This is a genomic window from Fredinandcohnia onubensis (genome assembly GCF_002734215.1).
In the GTDB taxonomy this organism is placed as follows: domain Bacteria; phylum Bacillota; class Bacilli; order Bacillales; family Bacillaceae_L; genus Ferdinandcohnia; species Ferdinandcohnia onubensis.
In genome coordinates, this window is record NZ_NSEB01000020.1 from 1 (window position 1) to 9,709 (window position 9,709).

Genomic DNA, 9,709 nt, shown 5'->3' on the forward strand with positions numbered 1-9,709 from the left:
TGATACTAATCGATCGAGGACTTAACCAAATCACTTCTAAAATGAATGTAAATACGTTATCTAGTTTTGAAGGAATGAAAATTTCTTCTTGAAATATTTTCTAAAGATAGTATAATAATACTTGTCTTTACTTTATCTAGTGACGATGGCGAGAAGGTCACACCCGTTCCCATACCGAACACGGAAGTTAAGCTTCTCAGCGCCGATGGTAGTTGGGGCATTGCCCCTGTGAGAGTAGGACGTCGCTAGGTTTTGTATCATTCCGCAGTAGCTCAGTGGTAGAGCTATCGGCTGTTAACCGATCGGTCGTAGGTTCGAGTCCTACCTGCGGAGCCATTTGGAGAGCTGTCCGAGTGGTCGAAGGAGCACGATTGGAAATCGTGTAGGCGGTCAACACTGTCTCAAGGGTTCGAATCCCTTGCTCTCCGCCACTATATATATATTTACAAGCAAGTTGGCCCGTTGGTCAAGCGGTTAAGACACCGCCCTTTCACGGCGGTAACACGGGTTCGAATCCCGTACGGGTCACCATTATGGAGGATTAGCTCAGCTGGGAGAGCACCTGCCTTACAAGCAGGGGGTCGGCGGTTCGATCCCGTCATCCTCCACCATTTTAAAAGTTGTTTTTCTATTATCGCGGGGTGGAGCAGTCTGGTAGCTCGTCGGGCTCATAACCCGAAGGTCGTAGGTTCAAATCCTGCCCCCGCAACCAAAAAAAGTTGTTGACTAGAACGAAATAATATAGTAATATAATATTTGTTCTTAAACAAAAGACGAAATATTCAATAAAAAATTGGTCCCGTGGTGTAGCGGTTAACATGCCTGCCTGTCACGCAGGAGATCGCCGGTTCGATCCCGGTCGGGACCGCCATATGTAGTGGCTCAGTAGCTCAGTCGGTAGAGCAAAGGACTGAAAATCCTTGTGTCGGCGGTTCGATTCCGTCCTGAGCCACCATATTTATGCCGGTGTAGCTCAGTTGGTAGAGCAACTGACTTGTAATCAGTAGGTCGTGGGTTCGACTCCTATCGCCGGCACCATTTTTAATTTAATAGTGGAGGGGTAGCGAAGTGGCTAAACGCGGCGGACTGTAAATCCGCTCCCTCCGGGTTCGGCGGTTCGAATCCGTCCCCCTCCACCATTTAATTTGTAACATTTTATATTAACTTAAATATTGTATAACATAGGGGTATAGTTTAAAGGTAGAACGAAGGTCTCCAAAACCTTTGGTGTGGGTTCGATTCCTACTACCCCTGCCAATCTAATTGTGGCGATTGTGGCGAAGTGGTTAACGCATCGGATTGTGGTTCCGACATTCGTGGGTTCGATTCCCATCAGTCGCCCCATTTTATTTTTATAATGTTTCTGCTGATACGCAGCTAATCATTGGGCTATAGCCAAGCGGTAAGGCAACGGACTTTGACTCCGTCATTCGTAGGTTCGAATCCTGCTAGCCCAGCCATTTTCTTTTATTTATGATAATATTTTGCGGAAGTAGTTCAGTGGTAGAACACCACCTTGCCAAGGTGGGGGTCGCGGGTTCGAATCCCGTCTTCCGCTCCAATGGCGGCATAGCCAAGTGGTAAGGCAGAGGTCTGCAAAACCTTTACCACCGGTTCGAATCCGGTTGCCGCCTCCAGACTTTTATTCTGAATGTAAGTGCTTTTTTTATAAACTTGCCGGGGTGGCGGAACTGGCAGACGCACAGGACTTAAAATCCTGCGGTAGGTGACTACCGTACCGGTTCGATTCCGGTCCTCGGCATCTTCTGATGTCTTTTTCTTTCTATATACGCCGGTGTGGCGGAATTGGCAGACGCGCACGACTCAAAATCGTGTTCCTTCTGGAGTGTCGGTTCGACCCCGACCATCGGTATCACAAAAACACTTCTCATTAAATGAGAAGTGTTTTTTTATGCTTTAAACCAGTAATAACTGCAAGAATAGACAGTATCGATTTGACCGCTTCTTTAAAGATGCGGCCATTCAAAGAGATTGCATTCACCGTACCAATTTTCTTTTGCGCCATTTTGTAAATAGATAGACTACAATCATCCCACACAAAATTAGTAAGATCACCTTCATAAATTGTTCAATCCAAGAGAAAACGAACTGCCATTGGTTACCGAATATATAACCAATTCCGATGAAAAAAGATACCCATAACACGGAACCTGAATACGCATAAAGTGCAAAAGTTCGAAATGGTACCTGAATGATTCCTGCAAAATAGCTATTGAACTGTCTGACACCGGGCAAGAAGAAACCAAATAATAGCATTTTGTTTCCATATTTCTCATAGGTCTTTCGTGTTTTCTTAATATGTTTTGGCTTCAGAAACAACCATTTGCCGTACTTTTCGATTAGTGTCATCCCAAACTTGTTTCCGATCCAATAGGTGGTTGTTATTCCTAACACGGAACCAGAATATGCAGCAGTAAGTGCTGGGAGAAGACTAAGTACGTGCTTGTGCGATAAATAACCAGTGTATGCAAGTGTTGAGTTACCAGGTGGAATCGGAGAAGCAATTAGTTCTAAAGGTAGACCGATTAGCAACACAAAATATCCATATTGAGCAAATAAGCGTTCAACAATCCCCATTATCCTTCCTCATTCCTGACTAGCATGAGTCTAATTAATCCGATAAAATTAGCGTTTGTTAACAATCAAACTTTATACGTAAACGACGTTTAAATCGAGGATTGTCCTTTGTGAAACATTGCTTGCCGTTGCAAATTTACATACTGGGAAAGAATAAAGATGGATAATCGGCATATTTTGAAAAGAAGAAATGGTACTATTGTCATAAAGAGCCCATAAATTGAAAAATGGAGGTTATGACATGAAAGAAATCCTCACTAAATATATGGCTAAATATACAACGTTAAATGAAGCTGAGCAACAAGCTGTCTTGGACGCTTTAACTATAGAGAAGTTTAAAAAAGGGAGCTATCTGATTAAGCAGGGAGATTCTCCAACAGAGAGATGTTACTTTGTTTTGAAAGGGTGTGTCAGACAGTATCAAATTCATAAGTATGGAAAAGAGGTGACCACCCATTTTTTCACCGAAGAACAGGCTATTTTGTTGTTCAATATTGAAGAACGAGAACAATTATCCAATTTTTCATTAACATGTCTAGAAGACAGTATATTGGTTGTGGGTGACATGATATCTGAACAAGAAATCTATAAGCAATACACGGAACTTGAAACCATGACTCGGCGCATGATGGAAAACTACCTTACCAAAGCACAAAATGAATCCGCAACATTTATTCGATCTTCTCCAGAAGAACGCTATAAAACGATCATCAAAAATCGACCAGACCTTCTTATACGTGTACCACAACATCAATTGGCAAGCTACCTCGGTATGACACCAGAGTCCTTAAGTAGAATTAAAAAGAGAATTCAATCATAAACTTTCCAACTTTACACACATCTTAACTTAAGTCAATGCTGCCTCTACATTTTCCAACTACAATAAATGAAAAAGGGTTATAAGGAGGACGGAGATGAAAGCAATTATCTCAGAAAGATATGGATCACCAGATACACTTAAACTTAGTGAGGTCACTACGCCCACACCTAAGGAAAATCAAGTTTTAGTAAGAGTGCATGCATCCTCGATTAATTTTGGAAATTTTGTTTTATTATCAGGCAAACCACGGCTAGCCCGATTGGTATTTGGACTAATGAAACCTAAATTCCCTATTCCTGGTGGAGACATGGCTGGAATTGTCGAGGCTGTAGGTGCTAAAGTGACCCAATTTCAGGTAGGAGATGAGGTGTTCGGAGACTTATCAAGCAGTGGATTCGGTGCTTTTGCGGAATATGTAGTTGTTGATGAAAAGACACTGGCTTTGAAACCTAATAATCTATCATTTACTGAAGCAGCTGCCGTGCCCATGGCGGCTACCACAGCTTTACAAGCAATAAGGGATAAAGGGGGGGTAAAGGCTGGACAGAAAGTGCTGATTTATGGTGCATCCGGTGGTGTGGGAACATTTGCTGTCCAAATTGCGAAGGCATTTGGTGCGGAAGTGACGGCTGTAGTGAGTACTAGAAACATAGATATAGCAAGGTCACTTGGTGCTGACCATGTGATGGATTATAAAAAAGACGACATTAAGAACCATGACCAGACATATGATTTAATTCTTGGAGTGAATGGCTGCCAATCGATGAGAACCTATAAAAGACTACTAAAAGAGAATGGGATATTTGTTCATGTAGGTGGCGAAAGTAGTCAAATGTATCAGACCATGATACAAAGATCTTGGTTATCCATGAGTGGAAAAAAGAAATTTATGACCTTTTTACAGAGGGCGAACCAAAACGATTTAGTGTCGATGAAAGAGTTTATTGAAGATGGGAAAGTAAAACCAGTTATTGATAGAAGTTATTCCTTAAGTGAGGTTCCAGAAGCATTTCGGTATTTTGAAAAAGGACATTCACAAGGAAAAGTAATAATAGAAATCTAAAATGAGAGAATGGTTTGGATTATAAAAGAAGAGGAAGTCATTCCCTAAGAACTGACTTCCTCTAAATCTGTTAATAAAACCTCTTAAAGCTTTCAAAATGTTTTTTCCAATAAGAGTCATTTACATTTGAAATGACAACTCCGTCATTTGAAGCATGAATGAATTGGTTGTTTCCAAGATAAATTCCGACATGAGAAATACCAGATTTATAAGTTCCCTGGAAGAATACTAAGTCTCCAACCTTAGGTGTATCAACATAATAAGAGCGCATATGATAACCCTCGCTTGAATAACGAAGAGTATCTAATCCTGCTGACTTATATGCATAGTAAATGAATCCACTGCAGTCAAATCCATTAGGTGTAGATCCACCCCATGCATAGCTGATTCCCAATTGGTCTTTAGCTACTTTGATCAACTGATCTACGTTATAGCTACTATTATTTGGTGGGGTTTCAACTGTAGGAGTTTCTACTTTTGCACCTTCATCAATATTTAGCTTTTGACCAATGTAGATCATATCTGATTTCAAGTTGTTCCATTTTCTAAGGTTTGGAACTGTCACTTTATATTCAAGTGCAATTCTTGACAGAGTATCGCCTGACTTAACTGTATAAACAGTAGCAGATTGAACTTTTTCTTCTTGAGGTTTCTCTGTTTTTTCGGTAGTAGTGTTGTTTGGTTTTTCAGGAGTAGAGTTACTTGGTTCCTGAGTAGTTGTAGGTTGACTTACAACAAACACGTTTCCTGGGAATATTAGAGTAGAATTTAAGTTATTCCACTTCATTAATTCGTTAATTGAAATCTTATGTTTCACGGCAATACCACTTAGTGTATCACCAGATTTAACTGTATATGTAGTTGCCTTCGATGTACTAGGCTTTTGGGTTTCTTTTTCATTTGTAGGTTGCGTGTTATTGTTTGTTGAATTGTTGTTGCTTGAAGTTAATTCCGTTTTAAGGACTTGATTTGGGAAAATAATATCGCTATTTAAACTGTTTAAGGACTTCAATTGTGAAACCGTAAGATCATGTTTTTGAGCAATCTTCCACAGTGAATCACCACTCTGAACTTTGTACGTGCTTGCTGCCTCAGCCTCTTGTGTAGCAAATAGTGCAGAGGCAATGACTGCAGTCGTAGTCACGGACATATATAATTTCTTTTTACCCAACTCTTGGACCTCCTCATAATTCTATTATTCTAGTTAATAATTATACTATAGAATTGTCTAGGTATGTAGATTAATGTGGAAATAGAGGAATAGTTATCCATTATAATAAGTCGATTTGCCATAATTGCTCATTCTCTGTCGATTATATAAAAACAAAGCTTGCAGTTAATTACATACTGCAAGCTTTGTTTATGGGATGAAATATTGTCTATGAATTAATAACCGTATTCCCAGTCGATTGTTTCTTCATACCAAACGACTTTATCAATGGGGTCAAATTGAACTACTTTGTCATTAATGGTACATTTTATATTCTTAGAATCTTCAAGACTTACTAGATCTTCGTATACATCATGGTCAACGTTTTCTAATACTGTCACAGAGTGGTCTTTATTGATTAATAATGCTGTACCTTTCATTACCTAGCACCTTCCTTGGAAGATTATTTTTAAACTACTTACAGTATATCTCGAATAAGTTGTTTGAAAATACATTTGTGAAAAGGTTCACATTACCTTCATATTTCTGTTTGAAATGTTGTAACAATCTAAGTTCATTTATGAAGATGGAGGGGAAAAATGGGCAATTTCGCTACAAATAAATAAACCCCAAGGTAAATAATCACCTCGGAGTTACTGACATGTTACGCATACCCATTCACAAAGTATGTGATAATTTCTAAATCCTCTTCCGTTAACTCACGTTGAAAATACGATGCCATTTCTGTTTTGACTTTTTCAAGGTTTCCTTTATGTTTCTCAGTCAATAAGGCACTCGTCTTTAGTAGTGTTACAAAAGAAGAAAATTCATCCTTAGTTAGTGGTCCTGGATGATGAGAGAGGAAATAGGTATCTGCATCGTATTTTTCGACTTTCTCAAGAAGTTTACCCATTTTTTTAATGGTATAGTGCCATTTTTCTGCGTACAGATTTGCATAGAGGCAATCACCGAGAATGATCGTTTTTTCTTCCGAAATATAGAGGAGATTTGAATCCGCTGAATGGTCTCCACCAATATGTTCGATGATGCAGGTAACCCCACCGAGATTGAGTTTTATTTGCTCTTCAAAAATAATTGTGGGATTCGGTATGATTATATCTCGGTCATTTCGAAGCTCAAGTTTAATCGCGTCAGCACAAAACGGAATCTCAATCCCAGCTTCAACACGTTCATCCAATTCCTTATCTTCCCATGATAGTTGCTGCAGTTCTTTTATTTTTTCATAGGTCATGTTATTTGCGATTGAAGGCATGTCCATTTCATTCAAACCAAATATATGATCCCAATGCCAATGTGTAAGAGCGAGTATATCTCCTGTGACATGATAGGAAGCTAATTGCTCTTTGAAAAGTTTAGCATGATTAGAAGAGTTTCCAGCATCAATTAACAATGTCTGGTTGTCTCCCACAATAGCTACCAAAATCGGACGGTCTGTTTGTTGAACTGGAGGTAGGTAGAAGAGACGATTGGAAAGCTTTTGCAATGTTTGCATGTGTATGAACTCCTTCAAGATTGTATGTACCGTTCATTATATCCTATTTGTAGAGGAGATAAAATTGAGACTTTATAAAGTCACAGTGACGCCCCGAAACGGCTCGAAGTTTGTCGAGAGTTTATAGGATAAACTTCAATCAACTTTCAGTACTTGTTTTCACTTCTTCCTCACTAGAATCCTAAACTCACAATACGCGTAACCTTCTTTGTCTTTATCCATCTTTTTGAACGAAAATGAGGGGGAATTGTTGACTTCGTAATCGGAAGAGGGAAGCCATTCAGAATAGGTTTTTGCCATATTATTTGTCTTGCTTTTTTTGGGGGAAAGTAGCAACTCGTGTGGAATTTCTAAAAAAATAGTATAAAAGATATCGTTGAGCAATGGAAGGTGATTTTAATAGGATCATTCTACTCATAACGGAAACCATACTTTTGAACTGATTCTTTTCGTTCTTATTTTCAAGCCACATTGCTTTATTTCTACTTAAAAAAATCTGTAAAACGCTTTCGAATAATGTATAGTTAGTTTAGGTACGATGGTTAACAACCGACCCGTAATGGGAGATGAGAGGGGAATTATAATTGGGTAGAATTATTTTAACTACGGAAAGTGGCGCGGATTTACCTTTAGATTGGCCGAGCATGCACTCTGTTCAAGTGGTTCCGATGCACGTTATCATGGGTGATAAGGATTATTTAGATGGGGCGTTGCCGGTAGAGGATATATATGATTATTATGAGCGAACCAAGAAAATCCCCTCCACAACTGCAACAAATGTTTATGAATATGAGGAATTCTTTAAACAGATAAAAACGGACTTTCCCGGTTGTGTCATTATCCATATTGGTTATACGTCTAAGGCATCTTCTTCCTTCCAAAATGCCATTATTGCAACGGAAGAGTTGAATGATATTTTCCTAATTGATGCGCTGAACGTCACAGGCGGACTAGCTGCTATTGTGATGTATGCAGTAGATGTATTAGCAAAAGAACCTACGATTGATCCTGAACAGTTAGTCAAAAAAATCGAAGCTATCGTCCAGAAATCCAGACTGGCTTTTGTTCCTGGCAGTCTAGAGTTTTTAAAAGCGGGTGGAAGAGTCAGTAACCTTGCTTATCTCGGAGGAGCTTTGTTGAAAATTAAGCCATGTATCGAATTAATAGATGGAAAACTCACATCTACTAAGAAGTATCGCGGGAATATGAGTACCGTCACGGAAAAACTGATCCAAGATTATTTAAATCAATACGACATTGATAAAGGTCAAATATACTTAGTATACTCCCTTGGCCTAGATGAAAAGATTAAGGAAAGAATGACCGATGTCGCAAAAGAACATGGATTTGATAATATCAGTTGGATACAGGCCGGCGCCATGATCTCCACCCATGCTGGACCAGGCGGATTTGGAATTGCGGGCTTGGAGAGATAGAATATAAAGTCACAGTGACGCCCCGAAGTTTGTCGAAGGTTTATAAAGCGGATGGGTTGCCCCCACCTTCCTACAGAAGGGAGGTGGGGAAAATGACAACCTATTAAGCAATATCTATAGCATTTTAATCAATTTTAGTGCTTGTTTTCACTTCTTCCTCACCGGAATCCAAACCTCACTATACGCGTAACCTTCTTTGTCTTTATCCATTTTGGTAAACGAAAAAGAAGGGACATTGATGACTTCATAATCGGAAGTGGGAAACCATTCCGAATAGGTTTTGGCTATGGTTTCTTGTAGTGTAGATGGAAAGGGTCCTTCATTTGGGAAGATTGCCCACGTACATGCTTCGACTGGCACTATGTCTAATCGGTCACTTACTTGATTTTCCGTTGTTAACACACCGATCATGTGGGTTAAATCTCCTTCTTCTTTTAAGAAATTTGCGTCCGCGTTATAAGATGCATTCACGATTTCATGTGGTTCTAAGTTCTGAAGGGCATGCATTTCTGATTTTTGCTCCTCCGTTATGCTTTGTGCTAGCTTTACAATCTCGTTATTTACCCCTTCAAATTGCATAGGCACTCGTTTACTTACACCGACTAAGTTAAATGCCGGTTTGTCTTCAATTCTAAACTCCATGGAAGTTCCTCCTTTTACTGTAATGACGAATGAAAGCTTGGGAAACGACTTGGTTATCCCTGTTTTGATGACATCTGAGGGTAAGAAGCCACTCCATTTTTTAAAGGCTCGCGTAAAGCCGTCTACTGACTGATACCCATATTTGAAAGCGACATCCGTTACTTTTTCTCCGTTCAATAAATTCTTATTGGCCTCTGACAATCTTCTGTTTTTGATATATTCACTAAGAGTCAATCCTGACAGGTAAAAGAAAATCTTTCTAAAGTGATAGTCCGAAACCCCCGCATATTCGGAAATACTTTCAAGAGGTAGGTCATCTGTTAAATGATTTTCAATATAGTCGATCACCTGGTTTAATTCTTTTAACAAGTTATCCCTCCTTGTCATGTCTATATCATAGCAAAGTCGCTTTATTCCTACTCGACATTTTTAACATGAAAAATATCGAATCGAATGTGTATACAGATTCTAGGTCACAGTGACGCAC

The 9,709-nt window shown here is 39.3% G+C and carries 8 protein-coding genes, 16 tRNA genes and 1 rRNA gene; 20 read left to right on the forward strand and 5 right to left on the reverse strand.

What is annotated here, in order from left to right:
• Positions 1-135 precede the first annotated feature (135 nt).
• The 17 genes from rrf (at position 136) to CKK03_RS20330 (ending at position 1,873) form a co-directional block, all read left to right on the forward strand.
• Positions 136-251 (forward strand): 5S ribosomal RNA (gene rrf, locus CKK03_RS20250).
• 10 nt (positions 252-261) lie between these two features.
• Positions 262-336, forward strand: a tRNA-Asn gene (locus tag CKK03_RS20255).
• Positions 337-339: 3 nt separating this feature from the next.
• Positions 340-431 (forward strand) — tRNA-Ser (locus tag CKK03_RS20260).
• 25 nt (positions 432-456) lie between these two features.
• A tRNA-Glu gene (locus CKK03_RS20265) sits at positions 457-531 on the forward strand.
• A 4-nt stretch (positions 532-535) separates the two neighbouring features.
• Positions 536-611: transfer RNA gene (locus CKK03_RS20270), tRNA-Val, on the forward strand.
• Positions 612-635: 24 nt separating this feature from the next.
• Positions 636-712 (forward strand) — tRNA-Met (locus tag CKK03_RS20275).
• 83 nt (positions 713-795) lie between these two features.
• Positions 796-871: transfer RNA gene (locus CKK03_RS20280), tRNA-Asp, on the forward strand.
• 8 nt (positions 872-879) lie between these two features.
• Positions 880-955, forward strand: a tRNA-Phe gene (locus CKK03_RS20285).
• A gap of 7 nt (positions 956-962) precedes the next feature.
• A tRNA-Thr gene (locus CKK03_RS20290) sits at positions 963-1,038 on the forward strand.
• A gap of 16 nt (positions 1,039-1,054) precedes the next feature.
• A tRNA-Tyr gene (locus CKK03_RS20295) sits at positions 1,055-1,139 on the forward strand.
• A 44-nt stretch (positions 1,140-1,183) separates the two neighbouring features.
• Positions 1,184-1,257: transfer RNA gene (locus CKK03_RS20300), tRNA-Trp, on the forward strand.
• Positions 1,258-1,268: 11 nt separating this feature from the next.
• Positions 1,269-1,344: transfer RNA gene (locus tag CKK03_RS20305), tRNA-His, on the forward strand.
• Positions 1,345-1,385: 41 nt separating this feature from the next.
• Positions 1,386-1,460: transfer RNA gene (locus CKK03_RS20310), tRNA-Gln, on the forward strand.
• A 26-nt stretch (positions 1,461-1,486) separates the two neighbouring features.
• A tRNA-Gly gene (locus CKK03_RS20315) sits at positions 1,487-1,561 on the forward strand.
• A gap of 2 nt (positions 1,562-1,563) precedes the next feature.
• Positions 1,564-1,637: transfer RNA gene (locus CKK03_RS20320), tRNA-Cys, on the forward strand.
• 39 nt (positions 1,638-1,676) lie between these two features.
• Positions 1,677-1,762, forward strand: a tRNA-Leu gene (locus CKK03_RS20325).
• Between the two features lie 29 nt (positions 1,763-1,791).
• Positions 1,792-1,873 (forward strand) — tRNA-Leu (locus tag CKK03_RS20330).
• Between the two features lie 125 nt (positions 1,874-1,998).
• Here the strand turns inward: CKK03_RS20330 and CKK03_RS20335 are convergent.
• Positions 1,999-2,598, reverse strand: coding sequence for a DedA family protein (locus CKK03_RS20335; protein WP_099364331.1), 600 nt, complete (start codon positions 2,596-2,598; stop codon positions 1,999-2,001).
• Between the two features lie 241 nt (positions 2,599-2,839).
• On the opposite strand from CKK03_RS20335, the gene CKK03_RS20340 reads away from it, so the two are divergent.
• Positions 2,840-3,418 carry a Crp/Fnr family transcriptional regulator gene (locus CKK03_RS20340; protein WP_099364332.1) on the forward strand — a complete coding sequence of 193 codons (579 nt, stop codon included), beginning with the start codon at positions 2,840-2,842 and terminating at the stop codon, positions 3,416-3,418.
• A gap of 94 nt (positions 3,419-3,512) precedes the next feature.
• Positions 3,513-4,481 carry an NAD(P)-dependent alcohol dehydrogenase gene (locus CKK03_RS20345; protein ID WP_099364333.1) on the forward strand — a complete coding sequence of 323 codons (969 nt, stop codon included), beginning with the start codon at positions 3,513-3,515 and terminating at the stop codon, positions 4,479-4,481.
• A 70-nt stretch (positions 4,482-4,551) separates the two neighbouring features.
• Here CKK03_RS20345 and CKK03_RS20350 read toward each other — a convergent pair whose 3' ends face one another.
• The 3 genes from CKK03_RS20350 to CKK03_RS20360 all read right to left on the reverse strand — a co-directional run bounded on the left by CKK03_RS20350 (position 4,552) and on the right by CKK03_RS20360 (position 7,144).
• The gene (locus CKK03_RS20350) at positions 4,552-5,652 is read right to left on the reverse strand and encodes a C40 family peptidase (protein ID WP_099364334.1); all 1,101 of its coding nucleotides are present in this window, start codon (positions 5,650-5,652) and stop codon (positions 4,552-4,554) included.
• 215 nt (positions 5,653-5,867) lie between these two features.
• A complete protein-coding gene (locus CKK03_RS20355; protein ID WP_099364335.1) occupies positions 5,868-6,071 on the reverse strand; it encodes a protein YkzT in 204 nt (67 codons plus the stop codon).
• 224 nt (positions 6,072-6,295) lie between these two features.
• A complete protein-coding gene (locus tag CKK03_RS20360; RefSeq protein ID WP_099364336.1) occupies positions 6,296-7,144 on the reverse strand; it encodes an MBL fold metallo-hydrolase in 849 nt (282 codons plus the stop codon).
• 584 nt (positions 7,145-7,728) lie between these two features.
• Between CKK03_RS20360 and CKK03_RS20365 the strand changes: the two genes are divergently transcribed.
• Complete coding sequence (locus CKK03_RS20365; protein WP_099364337.1) at positions 7,729-8,580, forward strand: DegV family protein; 852 nt, start codon at positions 7,729-7,731, stop codon at positions 8,578-8,580.
• A gap of 147 nt (positions 8,581-8,727) precedes the next feature.
• Here CKK03_RS20365 and CKK03_RS20370 read toward each other — a convergent pair whose 3' ends face one another.
• Entirely contained in the window at positions 8,728-9,591 is an 864-nt protein-coding gene (locus CKK03_RS20370) for an AraC family transcriptional regulator (RefSeq protein WP_099364338.1), read from the reverse strand.
• Positions 9,592-9,709 lie beyond the last annotated feature (118 nt).

What these genes read in the sequence shown, in the direction of transcription:
- CKK03_RS20345 (WP_099364333.1), top strand. Translation starts at nt 3,513, where the DNA reads ATGAAAGCAATTATCTCAGAAAGATATGGATCACCAGATACACTTAAA.
- CKK03_RS20355 (WP_099364335.1), bottom strand. Translation starts at nt 6,071, where the DNA reads ATGAAAGGTACAGCATTATTAATCAATAAAGACCACTCTGTGACAGTA.
- CKK03_RS20335 (WP_099364331.1), bottom strand. Translation starts at nt 2,598, where the DNA reads ATGGGGATTGTTGAACGCTTATTTGCTCAATATGGATATTTTGTGTTG.
- CKK03_RS20360 (WP_099364336.1), bottom strand. Translation starts at nt 7,144, where the DNA reads ATGCAAACATTGCAAAAGCTTTCCAATCGTCTCTTCTACCTACCTCCA.
- CKK03_RS20340 (WP_099364332.1), top strand. Translation starts at nt 2,840, where the DNA reads ATGAAAGAAATCCTCACTAAATATATGGCTAAATATACAACGTTAAAT.